The sequence below is a fragment of the Ureaplasma diversum genome (genome assembly GCF_000941095.1).
GTDB classification, from domain to species: Bacteria; Bacillota_I; Bacilli_A; order Mycoplasmatales; family Mycoplasmoidaceae; genus Ureaplasma; species Ureaplasma diversum.
Genome location: NZ_CP009770.1, coordinates 173,666 through 192,041, shown reverse-complemented (window position 1 = coordinate 192,041; position 18,376 = coordinate 173,666). Strand labels below are relative to the sequence as shown.

General features: G+C 28.5%; 12 protein-coding genes. 5 read left to right on the top strand and 7 right to left on the bottom strand.

Features of this window, described 5'->3' with window-relative positions; all coding sequences use genetic code 4:
- Positions 1-64 precede the first annotated feature (64 nt).
- The 6 genes from mip to JM47_RS00740 form a co-directional block, all read right to left on the bottom strand.
- On the bottom strand, positions 65-2,464 hold the full coding sequence (gene mip, locus JM47_RS00765; protein ID WP_208895114.1) for an Ig-specific serine endopeptidase MIP: 2,400 nt from the start codon (positions 2,462-2,464) through the stop codon (positions 65-67).
- A gap of 37 nt (positions 2,465-2,501) precedes the next feature.
- Positions 2,502-4,985, bottom strand: coding sequence for a putative immunoglobulin-blocking virulence protein (locus JM47_RS00760; protein ID WP_208895113.1), 2,484 nt, complete (start codon positions 4,983-4,985; stop codon positions 2,502-2,504).
- A 266-nt stretch (positions 4,986-5,251) separates the two neighbouring features.
- Complete coding sequence (locus JM47_RS00755; protein WP_208895112.1) at positions 5,252-5,833, bottom strand: hypothetical protein; 582 nt, start codon at positions 5,831-5,833, stop codon at positions 5,252-5,254.
- Positions 5,834-6,173: 340 nt separating this feature from the next.
- On the bottom strand, positions 6,174-6,584 hold the full coding sequence (locus tag JM47_RS00750; protein ID WP_208895111.1) for a Vmc-like lipoprotein signal peptide domain-containing protein: 411 nt from the start codon (positions 6,582-6,584) through the stop codon (positions 6,174-6,176).
- Between the two features lie 656 nt (positions 6,585-7,240).
- Positions 7,241-9,052 (bottom strand): GA module-containing protein, encoded by a 1,812-nt coding sequence (locus tag JM47_RS00745; RefSeq protein WP_208895110.1) that lies wholly within the window; start codon positions 9,050-9,052, stop codon positions 7,241-7,243.
- A 184-nt stretch (positions 9,053-9,236) separates the two neighbouring features.
- Positions 9,237-10,655 carry an IS3 family transposase gene (locus JM47_RS00740; RefSeq protein ID WP_318023472.1) on the bottom strand — a complete coding sequence of 473 codons (1,419 nt, stop codon included), beginning with the start codon at positions 10,653-10,655 and terminating at the stop codon, positions 9,237-9,239.
- Between the two features lie 669 nt (positions 10,656-11,324).
- Here JM47_RS00740 and JM47_RS00735 point away from each other — a divergent pair.
- The 5 genes from JM47_RS00735 to JM47_RS00715 are packed head-to-tail and all read left to right on the top strand — an operon-like array spanning position 11,325 to position 17,833.
- Positions 11,325-14,441, top strand: a complete 3,117-nt coding sequence (locus JM47_RS00735; protein WP_208895109.1) for a type I restriction endonuclease — start codon at positions 11,325-11,327, stop codon at positions 14,439-14,441.
- Positions 14,442-14,470: 29 nt separating this feature from the next.
- Complete coding sequence (locus JM47_RS00730) at positions 14,471-16,108, top strand: HsdM family class I SAM-dependent methyltransferase (protein ID WP_208895108.1); 1,638 nt, start codon at positions 14,471-14,473, stop codon at positions 16,106-16,108.
- Positions 16,095-16,310, top strand: coding sequence for a restriction endonuclease subunit S domain-containing protein (locus JM47_RS00725; protein ID WP_208895107.1), 216 nt, complete (start codon positions 16,095-16,097; stop codon positions 16,308-16,310). Before JM47_RS00730 ends, JM47_RS00725 begins: the two co-directional genes overlap by 14 nt.
- On the top strand, positions 16,303-16,644 hold the full coding sequence (locus JM47_RS00720; RefSeq protein WP_222702329.1) for an N-6 DNA methylase: 342 nt from the start codon (positions 16,303-16,305) through the stop codon (positions 16,642-16,644). The genes JM47_RS00725 and JM47_RS00720 overlap by 8 nt, the downstream gene beginning before the upstream one ends.
- Positions 16,634-17,833, top strand: coding sequence for a restriction endonuclease subunit S (locus JM47_RS00715; RefSeq protein ID WP_208895106.1), 1,200 nt, complete (start codon positions 16,634-16,636; stop codon positions 17,831-17,833). The genes JM47_RS00720 and JM47_RS00715 overlap by 11 nt, the downstream gene beginning before the upstream one ends.
- Here the strand turns inward: JM47_RS00715 and JM47_RS00710 are convergent.
- The gene (locus tag JM47_RS00710) at positions 17,830-18,369 is read right to left on the bottom strand and encodes a restriction endonuclease subunit S (protein WP_208895105.1); all 540 of its coding nucleotides are present in this window, start codon (positions 18,367-18,369) and stop codon (positions 17,830-17,832) included. The genes JM47_RS00715 and JM47_RS00710 overlap by 4 nt on opposite strands.
- Positions 18,370-18,376: the final 7 nt, after the last annotated feature.

Genomic DNA, 18,376 nt, shown 5'->3' with positions numbered 1-18,376 from the left:
AAAAACATTAGGTTTCTTGTGTGATAACCTAATGTTTTTTTAACTTTATTTAAATGATTATTAATTAGTTGTTTGATGATGATGATGATGATGATGATGATGATGATGGCTTGGCAAGTTCAGTAAATTTAAATTCTTGATATTCATGATCTACACCTTCAGGGAATAAAGCTGTTTTCATATTACTATTTGGATACATCGCTTTTAATGCATCTTTAAATGATCCATATTTATCTTTTTTCTGATCTTGTCCGCCACCATAAATTAAATCATATTGCGGAAGATTGTAATCACCATATAAACCGTTATAATTAAATCCTTCAGATCTAAATGCTGCTGATAATCCAGTAATTGTATTTAAGAAAGAAGAGTGGAAAATTGAAACAAGTTCATTCTTTTGGTTTCTGATCGAACTACCAGAAGCACCACCTGTTGGTTCGTAGTGACGAGGTAAGTATTGTAATCCCATTTGAATTAATTTGACTGATTTTTCATTATTTTGGTCATCAGTAACTTTAGTTTCTAGCGGTTCTTTTGTAATAAACGGAACTCCAATAAACGCATCAGATAACCCTGGTTTATCAATAAAGGTTCTTAGGCCAATTTGATAAGACATAATGTTACCACGTTCTAATTCTTCTTTACTAAATGTTGATTCATTAGTTAATTCATTAACAGAAATCTTTTCATAGAATTTTTCATTTTGATTAATTCAAAGACTTCTATGTCATTTAGCAACTAATTTCTGATCGTCATCAACATATTGTTTTAAGAAGTAATCACCAACTGATGATGGATATCCTAAAGCATATAAGAAATCATATTTATCTTTATTAGCATCCTTGCTAAGATCAGCTAAAGGAACATCAATTTTTTTATAATTCTTTAAATATGACTCTTTTAAGAATTTAATTTTCTTTTCTTCAGGCTTTTCTGCATAGCCATCTGTCATATGTCTAGCAAATTTTTCTCCGTCTTTTAAATCTTCTCTAGGGAAATTAGAAAGTGGATTTCTACCATAATCTAAAGCATTTTCTTCAACACCACTTAGATCAATTTCAATAACAGCAAAATCTGCATATTCTTTGTAATCTTTATACTTTTGCTTTTGTTCTTCAACTAAGTAATCACTTGGATCTTTATTTAAGAAGTCAACAGCTTTATAAACAACTTTTGGTTTCTTTTTCATTTTTTTCATATCAAATATGAAAGTACTAAAGTTATCATCTAAACCATCAATTCTTAATGTTTTACCAATACCAACATCATTATTTATTCTAGTTAAAGATAAATTTTTAGTTTCATCAGTTAAATCATTAGCAACGTGAATGTTAGTTGCTAAATACCATTTAGTTGGGTATTTACTACCATTCGTTGGTTTTTCATAGTCAAGAATTCAAGCAGTACCACCATTTATAACACTTTTAAGCTCATCATGTGGATGTTCTGGATCTTGATTAGTGAATTTAATGATATAAGTTTGTAATGCTATATCTTTATAAGTTTGGTTGGTTAATGTTCTAGCAAGACCACTTGATCTATAAGCTAGTCTATTGTAATAATCAACTCAACTTGCTTGTTGACCAGGATTATCTTGAATATTTAAACCAATAACTTTTCCTGTTTCATCATAACTAGGTATAGTTCAAGCTTTAACAGCTTGATTATCATATGTATCTAAGTTAAGTGCTTTTGCTTTTTTATCAAATTCTGCTTTTTGATTTTCTGTAACCTTAACATTTTTGATTACATCAGATAAAGGAGCATCAGCTGGAAGTCCTTGGCTTGTAGCTCGGTATCTTCTTAAACTCTCAACATAAGGGTTATTATCTTTTTCAAATCTTTGTAATTGAGTATATGTAGTTAAATAGTTATTAACCTCACTCTTAGATGGAGCTCTAGCAATATGTTGAATTTGACCTTTAGAGTTAGCATTAGCGGGATTACTTTTTAAGTCATCAATTAATACTGTTTTAGTTACACTAGTACTAGTTGGAATATGCTTAAGTTCAAGAATAATTTTTGCTTTACCTGTACGGAATGAAACATTATTGTTATGTTCATCAAGATCTGGAGCAATATTTGCTACCTTACCTTCAAATTCGTTAGCATAATTACCTTTGATTTCAAACTTAATTGATTCTTGTTCAATTTGATCAAACATTATATCTGATGATTTTAAGTTTGGTCGGTTTGCTAATTGAGTAAATGTAACATTTAAATCATTTGCAGCTTTACTAATTTTAGCTAAATCTTCATTAGATGGTTTATAACTTTCTTTAGATGTATCTTTTGGATCAAGAAGTGGTGTAGTTACTGAGTTAGTTTGAGATTGTTGATTAAGTTGAGGATTATCATCTTTCTTTTCATTATTACATGAAGCAGCTACAGCTGCTGTTGCAGATAAAACAAATACAGAACCAACAATTAATCCTAATCATTTTTTATTAATTACTTTTTTCATATAGCACCTCACTTATATTTTAAGCTATTTGTATTTATTATGTAATTTCTAGATGTTGATCACCAGATACTTTATAACCACGTTCAGTTAGTGATTTAGATAAATTAGCATATTGATTATCAACTTTGATTTCATTGTTTCCGAAATTATCTACTGCTAATTGTTTTAAGATACTTAAGTTTTCAAAACCAGTTGAGTTTAAACCAACTCCGCTAGTATCTGTAATTCTTATATGAGTAGTTGTTTTCCCGTTTGAGAAAAGGATTTTAGTTGGTGGCATTAGCATTGGACTTCGATCCATTACATCAAATTGTGCTTCATTTAGTTCAGATGCATCAATTTCAAATTCTGAATTATTATTCTTTAACACTAATCTTCTTAATAATCGTTTACCATTTGCTGGATTCTTCTTATCTTCAAACAATAAACCTCTTAATGATTTAAGACTTGTTCTAGATAAATCTAAACCTGTTGGATAACTATTTCCTTTTTCATTATGATCAGGATTTAGTCCAGAACCCATAGTTTGGAAAATCCCTTCATTGTTACGAACTCAATAAGCCATTCTTAATCCATTGTTAATGTGTCTGTAACGTCGTTTTCAATCGGTTGTGTAATTTGTATCAATATTCTCTTCATCAAAAGCTAAATTATTAAATACAATCCGAGAAGGGTATCTAACTCCTTGTGGAGCATCAACTGGAACATTGTAATCTAAACTGTTTATCCATCTAACATTCATTAAAGCTAATGGGTTAATTGATCATTCTTCAGCCAAAGCATTAGATGTTGTATATAAACTTAATTCTTTAATTAACTTCTTACTTCTTAATGCTAATAATGAAGAAGTATTTTGGTTCTCAAAGAAGATTTCTAATTGATCTAAAGTTTCAGGTAATTCTTTTAAGATATCAATCATCTTTTGATCATTTGATTTCTTACCAACATTCTTAAATCGATAAGAATTAATAGTGATACCGTCATTTTTAAGATCTCTAACTAATTGTCGAGATTTCTCATAAGCTAAATTATCATTAAAATCAAATTCAACTACTAAAGCTTCATTAATACTACCATCACTTTGTTGAGGACGTGTTAATTTATAAACGCCAATTCCTTGAATGTTGTTTATATTATACTTAGTGAATCTAGAATCACCTTTAGCATCTTCTCTTGTTCAACCAGGATAACTTCCTTGAACAATTTGGTCTGGTGTTCTTGTGTATTCAGAATCATAAGGAATAGCACGACGTTCTTTGTTTTGTCTTTTAATTGAATTTACAACTTTATTATAACCAGGTAATGGTGAATAAGCGTTTGAATCGATTTCACCACGTTCGTTAATGTAAAGGTTTCGATCGTCTGGAATATACCCTTTTTTAAGTTGTTCTTCTGCTTCTGGTGAATAAATTTTGAATTTGCTTTCATCTAAGTGAGCAAGCAATTTAACATATCGCATTTGTTCAGCACGTTTAGGAATTTGTGCTTTTCATTTTCTAACTTCGTTTGCGTGCGATTCATCACTAGCATATGGATGTCGTGGTAGTTCGAATTTTTCAAGCTCTTCTTTGAATTTATCAACAGTTCAATTTGGGTATTGTTCATAACCTTCTGGAGTTAAGAAATCTCTAACACGATCCGTTTGAAATAAACGAATGAATCTTTCAATTTGTCTTTGTCAATATTGTTCGTTTTGACTAATTAATAAAGATAAGTCACCATCTGCTTTTCTTGTTCTAAACTCTTTATTTAGTCCACTTGTTCCTGCACTACCAATAAATTCTTTAAAACGACTTTTAGTATGTTTAATTCCTGCTTGTCTAAATTGTTCAGTTACAAACACATGTTCAATGTCTGGTGTAGTGTCAGCAATAAATGGATCTGGACCTACTAGTCCCTTGTCGATATCTGATTGGTAGTACTTTCTATTTGGTTTGTCTCGAACAATTACATCAATATCAACACCTTCAAATTGAACTTTTGTTTTTCGCGGAGATGGAATCTTTTGTTCAATAACTGGTTTTTCAGGATCATCTGCTAAAAGTGGTTCTTTTGACGTATCTGGTTTAAATTCAATTTTTGGAGGTTCAATCGGTGTATCAGATTCAATAAGATCAGGGAATTTCTTTTTGATATCTTCCTCTTCTATCTTTTTAGGTTCAGGCGTTGGTTCAGGAACTGGTTCTGGTTCTTTTTTAGGTTCTTCTTTCGGCTCTTCCTTTGGTTCTGGCTTTACTTCCTTAGGTTTTTCTTCCTTTGGCTTTTCTTCAATAATTTCTTCTTTTGGTTGTTCTGGCTTAAGTTCTGGTTTTTTCTCTTCTTTTTTAGGTTCTTCGATTTCAGGAGGTAAATCGTCAGTTTCTTTTTGTTTCTCATCAACTTTTGTTTTATAAACAACAGTTTTAACATTTGTGTTGTTTTCAAAACCAGTTGCTCCAAAAGCAACCCCTAAAGCTATAGCAGTAGCTGCAATACTAGTTGCAACCGCGATTCCAATTATAATTTTCTGTTTTAATTTCATAAGAATACCTATTATATTAAGCCAATAAATCTTGTGCCAATATCTAATTAAATATATTAATTAACCTTGGAAGACTATTATAACAAAAAATTATTTCATCTATAAAAAACCTACTTTGGTAAGCTTTTGGCTGTTTGATATTTAATCAAAAATGGGTCTTTTTTGCTAATTTATAAGGATTAAGGTGTGATCAAAACAAAAACTTCCCCTTTATAAAGAGAAGTATAATTTGTTGAGTTTATAGATTATTTAGGTTCTAGATAGTTTTATTTACTACCATAAGATTTTGCTTTATTTCTTGCAATTTCAATAATTTTTTCAATTTCAGATGTGTTTTTAGCATCATTAATTTGCTTAGTAAATCCTTCTTTATCTTCTATTTCAAATAAAATTCCGTTCTCATACGAAGATGGTATTTTCCCTATCTCTTCTAATGCTTTTTGACGTCGATCTTCTAACTCCTTCTTCATAGACTCAGCTTCTTGTTTCTTTTCTTTTAATTCCTTTAACGCTTTTGCAAATTTATCTTTATCGAAATCAGGAACTAATATAACTTTATGAATTCTTTCTATTTCACTTAAAAGATTGTTTTTTATTTCACTGTGTTTATTGTCTTTCAAATTTTGTTCGATCCAAGTATCAATTTCTTTTTTACCAGCTTCGTATTTGTTACTTTCTTCTTCAAAAGCGTTTATATATTTTTTAAATTCTTCTTTTGAATCGTTGATTTCTTTTGTACTCTTTGCTTCTTTTAACTTCTTAAAGAAATCAGTCAATTGCTTGCTGTTAAGAATTTCTGGTTGGTTCGCTGCAATTGGAACAAATTGTTCTTTCGTCTCATCCTTCAATTTGTTAATTTCATTTTCTTTTGCTTTTTTTGATTTAGTAGCTTCAGAAATAGCTTTTTCTAATTCATCCTTAGCTTTTAAATATCCATCTTTTGTTTGATTGGCTTTTGTATTCGCATCAATCTTTGCAGATTCTTGTGTTAATTTTTCTTTTATTGCAGTAAAATCTGAACTTTCATCTAACGATTCAAGAAGAGTGTCTAGTTGTTCTTTTGTTTTATTGTATTCGTTTCTAGCAGATTCAATTTCAGCTGAGTTTTTATCAACTTTATTTCCATTGGTTTGATCTGGATTTTTAGGTGTTGTTTCTGCTTCTGTTTTTGGTTGAATAGGTGCTTGATTACCGTTTTTTTACAACAGGTGGGTTAGCATTTTGCTTTTTAGTACTATCGTTTGTAGTAGAGTTGCCTAAGTTATTTTTATTCTCATCAGTTTTTGAACCATTCTTTATTTCATCACCTGATTTTGAGTTTGGTTCCATTGTTGAGTTGTTATGATTATGACTTGTGTTGGGATTATTGTTTGTTTGTTTGTTTGTTTGTTTGGCTTGTGCCTTAGGTTTCATTTTATCTTCTTGTCCAGTCATAATTTTTGGTGTTGAACTTGAAGATTGTTGAGTGTTAGTTTCTTTGTTCTTTGATGGATTAGGTGTTTTATCATTACATGCAGCAGCAACTGCTACAATTGATGATCCAATAAGGATCGTGCTTACCATTAAGATAAGACCTTTCTTATTTATAAATTTGCTCATATATTAAAGTACTTTCTAGAATAAAAAATTGACTTATGCACAAAGCAAAAATCTATTAATTTTAATACTAGTAAATAAATAACAAGCACATTTTATACCAATAAAAATCAAGTTTTATTTAGAGTATTTTTAATAACATCTCAAAATATGTAGCTTAAATACTTATTGATGATTCCTAACTAAAGTATTAAATATCTAATGGTGTAGTAGATATAAATTCATTTTAGAAAATTCAAGTTATTTAGTCCATCGTTTCATAATTAACAAGTATGTAAAATTAAAACTATATTTGAACTATATCTTCTTTATTTCCGCAAAAGAGTTTGGTTGGTTTCTTTTATTGTTTTGCAATAAGATTATTAATGTCTAATAATAAAAAACCTTATGTTTTTAAAAGAGATGCGCCTTTGTTTAAGGTTTTTAAGAAATTATTTTAAATATTTATGACTAAGCATATGTTAAATATTGAAGTTTTGTTGTTCTATCAATAAATTGTATAAATTAATTATATTAACTCACCTTACTTTTAACAGCATTGTATTCTTCCTGTGCTTGAGTTAGTATTTTTTCAACATCGTTTAATGTTTTAGCATTCCCTATTTTTTCATAATATTCAAACGCTTTGTTGAAGAATGTTGGTTCCTCGGTACCAAATTCTAAAACTTTATTTTTTGCTTCTTCTTTTTTTGGTTTAATATTTTACTTTCTTCATTCTTGTTTTCTGCTTCAGCTCTTTTTAGAATTTCATCAACTTTCGCTTCATCAGATACTGATGAAATTTGTTGTTTATATTCTTCTTGTTTTTTAGTATCTAATGAAGAAAATCCACTTATTTTGTTTTTAGCTGTCTCTTTTTGTTGATTCAAAGTTTCGGCTTTTTGATTTTCTTGTTCAGCTTCCTTGAGAATATTCTTGATTTGTTCTGCTTGTTTAGTATCATTGATCTTTTGAATTTCTTTGATGAATGTTTCTTGTTTTGTTTTATCTAAGCTTAAAAACATATTGATTTTATTAATAGCATCATCTTTTTTCTTATTTAATTTTGCTTGTTCTTCTTTCTCTTTTTCAGCTTGTATTTTTAATGCTTTTGACTTTTCATCATCGCTTTTTGTTTCTTCTAAAATTAGATTTATATCATTCTCTGAGTTAGCATCGACAACTCTTTGTTTATATTCATCTTTCTTTGCTTTTTCTAAATTAGATAACTGCTCAATACTTTCTTTAGCATTTTCTTTTACTATATCAAGTTTCTTATTTTCAACATCTTTTTTAACTGTTGTTAATTTTTCAATAGCTTGCTCTAATTGTTCTTTAGTTGTTGATGAATTACTTACAATTGGTTGGGTTTCTGCAATAACTTTTTCAAGATTTGTTTTTAATTCATTATATTTCTGATCAGATAGCTCCTTTTCAATATAATCTTCTATAGTTTTTACAAAGTCGTTATATCTATTTAAAATTTCTTTTCTCTCTTGCTCTAACTTTTGTTTTTCAAGATCTTGATCATTTGGACTTTTGTTATTTAAGATAGGCTTGTTGTTATTTTGACCTTGTGATGTGTTATTCTGAGATTGAGTATTTTGATCAGCATTAGATGAACCGCTATTGTTTAATTGTTTAGTTCTATTATCTTCATTTTGTTTATTAGCATTTTCTAAAACTAAATCAATATTTTGAATTGAATTAGCAGAGTTAATTTGGTTTATATAATTTGTTTTTTGATCAGATGTTAAATCAGTTAATTGATTTATAGTGTTTGTTGCTTGATTCTTCTTATTTTTAAGTTCTTCAGTTTCTTGAATTTTAGCTTGTTCATTAGTTTCATTTAATCGATTAGCTTCTTTTAAAAGCGATTGTGCCATATCAATTGTTTTAGCTTGATTTATTTGTGTTTTAAAGTTTGTTTTTTGTTCATTTGTTAAATTAGTAAGTGCGTTGATTTGTTCAATCACTTGGCTTTTTGCTTTTTTTAATTCTTCTAAGGCTTTGTTAGATTGCTGTTGATTTTTAGCATCGTTTAGTATCGAATCTACTTTTTGTTTTGAATCTGCTTGATCAATTAGATTCTTAAATATTTGCTTTTGTTGATTAGTCAAATCAACTAAAGCATCAACTTCATTTTTTACTGTTTGTTTCTTATCTAATAAAGAATTCGCTGCTTTAGTTGTTTTGTTAGCATTATTAGAAGCAATAGCATTAGCTAAAACCTGATCAACTTGATTTATAGTTTTAGCATTGTTTACATCATTAGTGTACTTTGTTATTTGCTCGTTTTTTAATTCTGGTAATTGGTTAATTTTAGTGATTGTTTCAGTTTTCTTAGCTAAAAGTTCAGATGATTGTTTTTTATCGTTGTTTTGTTTACTTACAGTAACTCCAGATGCAAGTCCTATTATAGTAGAAGCAGTAATAAAACCAACTACTCCGATAATAATTCCCTTTTTTGATTTGTTGTTTAGTTTACTCATATCAAAAACCTTTTAAATACGTTATTGTAATGTGATAGTTTTAACCCTTAATTTAAAGAGTTTAAAAAGCTTTTTGAATTATAGAAACTTCATTGTTTTTTTTGCAAAAAAAAAAAAAAAAAAAAAGGAGGTTAAGATTTTGTAGTGAACCCGATTTTTTGGACAAATTAATTCTTGTCTATTGTTATAAGGATTGATGCCTGTATTGTACAGGAGTCAATCCTTTTAATTTTACTTGTATTCTTTCGTTATTATAGTAATGAATGTAGTTTGTTATAGCTTGGATTAATTCTTCAACCGTTTTAAATTCAGATTCATGACCATAAAACATTTCGTTTTTTAGTTTACCGAAGAAATTTTCCATAGGCGAATTATCAAGACAATTACCTTTTCGCGACATTGATTGAATAATATTTTTCTCAGCTAGCATTTGGCGGTATTGGCGCATTTGATATTGTCAGCCTTGATCTGAATGCAATATTAACCCACTTAAGTCTTCAAACTTTTGAAAAGCTTCACCAATCATCTTAACTGTCTGTTGAAAGTTAGGGCTTGTTGAAATATTAAAAGCAATAATTTCTCTATTGTGCATATCCATAATTGGTGATAAGTATACTTTGCTATTAGTGATGCGAAATTCAGTAACATCAGTTGTTCATTTTTGATTACAAGAAGTGGTTGAAAAATCTCGTTGATAATAAGTTTTATGAGCAACTTGATCTTGAATCTTGATTAATAGATGACTCTTCACTACCCCATTTAAATCGCCTTTGTATGATCGATATTTAGCTTTAGGAGTTAGAGCAAATAATCCCATTAGTTTCATTAAACGTTTCACTTTTTTATGATTAATTAAAATCCCTCTATTTGCTAATTCTAGTGTGATTCTACGGTATCCATAGCGTTTTTTGTGGTGGTAATAAATTTCAGTGATAAGGCTCATTATTTCCTTGTTTTTCAGATCCTTACTTACCTTTTTAAGGTGGTAATAATAATCACTTCTTGAAATGCCTGGACAATTTGGATTGCTATTAATTACTTCTAAAATGAATCTCAAACTACATAACAATTCTTGCCTTAGTTCTGTGATAGCTTGAGCTATTTCTTCTTTTGTTGGTTTTCTCTTTTCTGAACTAAGGCATCTAATTTTTTTAAGTATTCGTTCTCTATGGTAAGGCGTAAATTCTGCTTTCGTAAAAGTTCATTTTCTTGCTTCAATGAGATGTTCGTCTTGTTTTCTTGCTTTTTGTTCATATGGTTTACGGCCCCTCTTTTTCTCTACAACATTATACCCGTTTTCAAGAAAAGATTTAATTCATGAGTGTAATAAACCAACATTAGATAATCCTAATTCTATCGATACCCTTACATAAGTTTCACCGTTAAGCAAAACACGATCAATTGCTGCTTTTTTGAATTCTTTAGAATATTTTTTATTCCTAGAACGATAAACAATCTTAGTTCCATGCCTTTCTATTAACCGAATAATGTATCAAACAACGGTTCTGTTTAAATTGTATTTCTTTGCAATTTTATTAAATGAAAAATCTTTTTCTTTGTACAAAGAGTAGATCTCTAACTTATCTTTGTATGTTAATTTCATGAAAAATGAATCCTTTCGTTGGTTGTCCAACTTTTAGGGTTCATTTCATTTGGTTGTTCCGGTTTGTATTGTTTTGTTGTTATCTAATTTTAGGGATTGTGTTAGAGACATTCTTTTACTTAAACACAAATACTAATGTTCTTTATCATCTAAACAAGAGTAAAAAGCAACATAAAAAATTTGAAACCCACCTATTCTAAAAATCGAATGATTAAGAAAAGGAAATATCAATCACTCAAAAATATCTAAGTCTTAATAACAAATAAACCTATAAGCTAATCAATAAAAGCAAATTACCATAAGACAAAAACATTAATTTGCCCCCTTATCTAAAAACCAATATAAACTAAATATTTTTAAATTTGCTATACATTAATTATTAAATTAAAACAAATACATTCGAACATAAACATAAGAAGAGTAGATAATTCTCTAAATAATAGATAAAATGTATACTTCTTTTCTAACTTCAAATATAAGTATTTATACTTAAATCACATCTAAATAATTTATTTATAAAGTTTATATTGATCAATTTTCTATTGGTATTCATACTAATTATTAGACATCATAAATTAGTATTAAAAGTATCTATTAAAACTCAACATATTTTTTAAATATCTTTTATAATAATTGAATAGGAGCTTTGTAAAAAGCACATCTTTTCATATGGCAGAAAATAAATTTAATGAAGATACAAGGGTTAAATTACCTGCATTAGTTCATTTAACAAGATTAGGATATGAATATCTACCAATTATTCATAAAGATCAAGCTAATGATCTTTATGATCCTGATACTAATATTTTGCTTCAAGTTTTTGAGCAACAATTCAAAAAACTAAATCCTAATCATAAAAATGACCCTAAACAAATTTTATCCGAAATAAAGATGGAATTAAATAATGATGATTTAGGTCAAAGTTTTTATCAAAGACTACTTTCTATTGAAACAAGACTAATTGATTTTGAAAATATAGAAAACAATGTTTTTCATTGTACAACAGAATTTTCGTGTGAAAATGGAGGAGAATCTTTTAGACCTGATATTACATTATTTATTAACGGATTGCCACTTGCTTTCATCGAAGTTAAAATCCCAAATAATCCAGGTGGAATAGTTGCAGAAAGTGAACGAATGAATAATGAAAGATTGCCAAATAAAAAATTCAGAAGATTCTTAAACATTACTCAGTTAATGATTTTCTCTAATAATATGGAATATGCATCAAATGATGGGGTTGTTCCAATTGAGGGAGCTTTTTATTCAACAATAGACAAAAAGAAAGCCTTCTTTAATTGCTTCAGAGAAGAACCAATAAACAATAATGAATTTCATTTTTATGAAAATTATTCTTACAAAGACATCGATCCTGAAATAGAAAAATTAATTTTAAGTAATTCTAATTACCACTCTTTACATAAAACTAAAGAATATCAAAGTAATTTAGACATAACAACACCAACAAATAGAATCATCACTTCTTTATGTAGTTTTGGACGATTATTATTCTTAATTAAATATGGCATAGCTTATATTAATTCAACAAAAGAAGTAGATGGTTCAATAGTTACAATTAATCAAAAACATATAATGCGATATCAACAGATGTTCGCTACTTTAGCAATTAAAGAAAAGTTAGATAAAAACATAAAATCCGGGATAATTTGACATACGCAAGGAAGCGGGAAAACTGCTTTATCATATTTTTTAACTAGATATATCAATGATTATTTTGCATTTAGAAATAAAGTTACTAAATTTTATTTCATCGTTGACCGGATTGATTTACTTGAGCAAGCTAAACAAGAGTTTGAATCTAGGGGATTATTAGTTAAAACAGCTAACACTAGAGAAGAGTTAATGCAACAATTCAGAAATTATAATTCAAAGGAAGGGAATAGTGGTAATTTAGAAATAACGGTCGTTAATATCCAAAGATTTGCTGAAGATAACACTAGAGTTGAATTGCCAAAATATGCAACCAACCTTCAACGCGTTTTTATTATTGATGAAGCCCACCGCGGATATAAACCAGAAGGTAGTTTTCTATCTAATTTATTCAACGCCGACCCAAATGCAATTAAGATTGCACTAACAGGTACGCCCCTTTTAAAAGAAGAAAAAGCGTCATGAAAAATATTCGGAGATTATATCCATACATACTACTATGATAAATCAGTTAAAGATGGGTATACTTTAAAAATAATAATAGAAGATATTCAAACTTTTTATAAAGAGAAATTAACAAAAATATATAATGAATTAGATCGATTGGTTCAAAAGAAGGACATAAAAAAGTCTTATATCATTGAGCATCAATCATATATAAAAGAGTTGACTAAATATATTATTAATGATTTAAATGATTTCAGAATTCGAAATAACGATAATACTATTGGAGCGATGATCATTTGTGAAACTGCTGCACAAGCACAAACGTTGTTCAATCTTTTCGAACAATCACAAACAGAATTAAATAATCAATCTACTAGAAAATCAAATCTTAAAGTTGATTTGATACTACATAATGTTTATGATAAAGAAACAAGAAAACGAATTATAAACGACTTTAAAAAGAATATGACAGTCGATATATTGATTGTTTATAATATGCTTTTAACAGGTTTTGATGCCCCTAGACTTAAACGTTTATATTTAGGACGAAAACTAAAAGATCATAACTTATTACAGGCAATTACGCGTGTTAATCGGCCATACAAAGATAATAGATATGGTTATATTATTGATTTTGCTGATATTAAAGAAAATTTCGAACAAACAAATGCTGCTTATCTGCAAGAATTAAATCGATTTAATGATGCTGATATTAATATCTCAATTGATACATATAATGATATATTAGAAGATCCTAGTAAACTAATAGCGAATATTGAAAACTCTCGTGAACTTGTATTTAAATATACAACAGATAATCTAGAAGATTTTTCAAAAGAAATATCAAGAGTTGAAGAAAAAGAAGAGTTGTTGGAATTAAAGAAATCATTATTAAATGCTAGAGATTCTTTTAATATTGTAAAAACATTCGGAAACGATCAACTTAAGAAGCAGTTCAACACAATTAGAATTGATAATCTAGCACAAATGATATCTATAATCTCAAAACGAATTGATATTATTAATCAAAAAAAAGCAATTGAAAATAGTAATGATGTAAAGTATTTTGTTAATGAACTGATGTCTGGTATTGGCTTTAAATTTCAAAAATCAAACGAATATGAGCTCACTATGCTTTCTGAAGAAGTTTTAAACGAAAAACATCAAAAAATAATCTCTATATTTAATAAAAATGAAGATAAAGAGGATCCGGAATTTATTAGTCTTTGGAAAGCTTTTATAGAATTATTAAACAAAAAGGGATTTTCTGTTTCTAATAAACAAGATTATCATGAATTAAATAATACTTTTGATTTTTTATTGAAACAATTAGAAAAAATTCAAAATAGGAATGAAGTTTTAGCCAAGAAATATAACAACGATTATAAGTATCCTCCTATTCATAAAAGAATTAAAGATAACTTATCTTTAAAAGACACACAAATTCACCTTTTATTAAAGAATATCAAAGAAGAAGTAGATAAAAATGTCTACTATAAAAATGATCTTTTGAAAAATGAATATTACTTTGAGCAATTGGTATCACAAATTGTGGTTAAAGCTGTTAAAAAACATAATTTAGATATTAAGCGTGAAGACCGGAAATTTATTGAAACCAAAATCAAAACCGAATACATCAATGAATACAACAGACTTAACTATAACTAAACAAATAACAAATATACAGGAGAACAATAATGAATCTTGGTGTTAAAGAAAAAACAACTAAGTTAATTGACGAATTAAAATCTACTTGTCAAGTTTATGGTCTTGGTAATGATGGTAATGAATATAAAATAATTACTCAAGTTTTCTTATATAAATTTTTAAATGATAAATTTGGGTATGAAATAAAACAAATTTCAAATGAATTACGAAATGCAGAAAAATGAGAAGAAACATACATCCAAATGGATTTAGATCAACGATCGGATTTATTAGATGAACTAGGTCCAAATGTTCCTCATCTCAACCCAGAACATCTTATTTCAAATTTATGAAATCAACAAAATAAAGCTGATTTTGCAAAGATTTTTGATCAGACAATGGTTGATATTGCTTCTAAAAACCAAGATATTTTTGCAACTCAAACAGTCCAAAATACAAGAATTCCAATTTTTGAAAAATTAACGAATTATGTCACAGATGAGAATGAACGCTCTAATTTTGCAAGAGCATTGATTGATAAATTAGTTAATTTTTCATTTGAAGAAGTGTTTAATGAACATTATGATTTTTTTGCTGAAATTTTCGAGTATTTAATTAAGGATTATAATACAAATAGTGGTGGTAAATATGCTGAATATTATACCCCTCAATCAATAGCTAAAATTATGGCTAGATTATTGGTTGATGAAAATGCTGATTATCATAGTATTGAAATTTATGACCCATCAGCTGGAACTGGGACATTAATTATGGCCCTTTCACACCAAATTGGTGAAAACAAATGTTCAATTTTTGCTCAAGACATTTCACAACGAAGTAACAAAATGCTTAAGTTAAATCTTATTTTAAATGGATTGATATCTTCATTAGATAATATAATTCAAGGAGATACTTTAATTGCTCCATATCACAAAAATGATAATGGAAATGATTTAAGAACGTTTGATTTTGTTGTTTCAAACCCACCATTTAAAATGGATTTTTCAGAAACAAGAGAGAAGATAGCAGCAATGCCTACTAGATTTTGAGCAGGAGTACCAAATATACCTGCTAAGAAGAAAGAAAGTATGGCTATTTACACTTTATTTATTCAACACGTTATTAACTCTTTAAAGCCTAAAGTTGGAAAGGGAGCTATTGTTATTCCAACTGGGTTTATTACTTCTAAATCTGGGATAGAATCAAAAATTCTTAAAAAGATTGTTGAAGATAAAATAATCTATGGATGTGTAAGTATGCCATCTAATGTTTTTGCAAATACAGGTACTAATGTTTCTGTTTTATTTTTTGATAATGCAAGAGATCATGATAAAGTCATCTTAATAGATGCTTCAAAACTAGGTGAAGATTATAACGATGGAAAAAACAAAAAGAGAAGGCTTTTAAATGAAGATATTGATTTAATTATCAACACTTTTAAAAATAAAGAATCAATTGATGATTTTTCAATTGCTGTTAGCTATGATGAAATAAAAGAGAAAAACTATTCACTTTCTGCTGGTCAATATTTTGATATTAAGATTGATTATGTTGACATTACTGCTGAAGAATTTGAAGCCAAGATGAATGAATATAAAACTCAGTTAGAAGAATATTTTAAAGAAAGTGAACGACTTCAACAGGAGATATTAAAAGAGCTTAAAAAGGTTAAATATGAAAAAAAATAAGCGTAAAATCTCAGACCTAGGAACGATTGTTGGGGGTGGAACACCTAATACTAATAAAGTAGAATACTATAACGGAAACATCGCTTGGATAACTCCTAAAGATTTGATTGATAATAAATCTATATTTATTAATAGAGGAGAGAGAATGATAACAAGTTTGGGATTGAATAATTGATGCCAGAAAAATGGGATATATGGTTAATAGAAAACATAGATATTTTACAGAATTGATACAGGAAGATGGAAGCCTTGGAGATATTGACTTATTAGCAAAAACCTTTGAGGATTTCCAAAATGGAATATTGGAAGAGAAAATAGGATTTTCTGCCATAGCTACAATAGAAGATGTAGCAAAACAAGACTATATCTTAACTCAAGGACGATATGTAGGTATTGATGAACAAGAAGATGACGGAGAGCCTTTTGAGGAAAAGATGGCAATATTGACTTTAGAGCATTCGAATATGTTTGAGAAATCTCATGAACTGGAAGAGGAGATCAGGAAGAAACTGGGGACAATTGGGTATGAAGTGTAAGCTTGAAGAAATTGTAGATGTAACAATGGGTCAATCACCTAAATCTGAATACTATAATACAGAAAAGAATGGCTATCCTTTTTTGCAAGGAAATAGAACATTTGGATCTAAATATCCTACTTTTGATACTTATACAAGAGTAATGACAAAATTTGCAAAAGCTGGAGATGTGATAATGAGCGTTAGAGCACCTGTTGGAGCTCTTAATATTACTCCGGTGGATATGTGCTTAGGGCGCGGCGTTTGTTCATTAAGAATGAAGAACGGAAATCAGAGTTTTTTGTTTTATATAATGAAATATTATGTTTCACACTTGATTAAAATGGAGAGTGGTACAGTATTTGGTTCTGTAAACAAGAATGATATTAACAACTTGGAAGTTGATATTCCAGAGGATGTAGAAGAACAAAAGAAAATTGCTCGATATTTGGAAATGATAGACGATAAGATTGAGCTAAACAATGCGATAAACGATAATTTAGAGAAGTACATTAAGCTTCTTTATGATTATTGATTTACCCAATTTGATTTCCCTGATGAAAATGGTAAACCATATAAATCATCTGGTGGGGAAATGGTTTGAAACATTGCACTAAAGAAAAATATTCCAAAAGAATGGGGAGTTAAACATTTGTCAGAATTGTGTGATATTGTGTTAGGCGGCACTCCTAGTACTACAAATTCTCAATACTGAAATGGACATATTAATTGACTTAATTCTGGCGAGATCTCTCAGTTTCCTGTTGTAGCATCTGCTAAAAAGATTACCTCAGAAGGGCAGGTCAACTCATCAACTAAATTAATGACAAAAGGGACAACTGTAATTTCAATTACTGGCAATATTAGAATTAGCTATTTAGCTATTAATTCTTGTGCAAACCAATCCATAGTTGGTATTTTGGAAAATAATCAAATCAAATGTGCATTTATACATCAATATTTATCTCGATTAATTTCAAACTTTACAACTATTTCAAGCGGAAACTGTCAAAAACATATAAACAAAGCTGTAATAGAAGAAGCTCTGATATTAATTCCTAAACATAGGATTCTGCAGGAATACTATCAATTAGTTATACCGCTATATGAAAATATTTCAAATAATGCTCTTAAAAACCAAGAATTAATAAAACTCCGTGATTTTCTTCTCCCATTACTTATGAATGGACAAGCAACTATAAAAGACTAGTAAACTAAATTATCGTTTATTTGATTATTTAGGTTTATTTTCTGATCAATAATAGATAAAATCTTGCTAATTTTCTTTTGCTCACTTAGTGCTGGGCATAAAATCTCAAATTCTGAAAATGTACTCTTATTTATAATTGGTACTACTGTTGAACTTTGATTGCAAGATTCTAATATTTTTGAATATTGAACCATAGCATAATATATAAAATCAACATCGTATCTTTCTTCATCAACAATGATTGAATTTATTTGTTGATTTGTAACAGTTTCTTGTGTTGTTATCAAAACTTTTCCTATTATACCAATACAACTAACACAAACTGCATTAGGTGGTAAAAGAGATCCTTTTACACTGTTTTTACCTTCTTCAGTTATATATTTCTTTGTGTTGTTAACATACTTAAATGTTCAATCATCAGATGGTGTTAAGAATGGCATATCGCCACCATAATAAGAATCAATTTCTGTTTTAGGGGTTTTTCCAGTAACTATTCTTCCGAGATTACCAATATTTACTTTTTTTCATTCACTCATATAATTC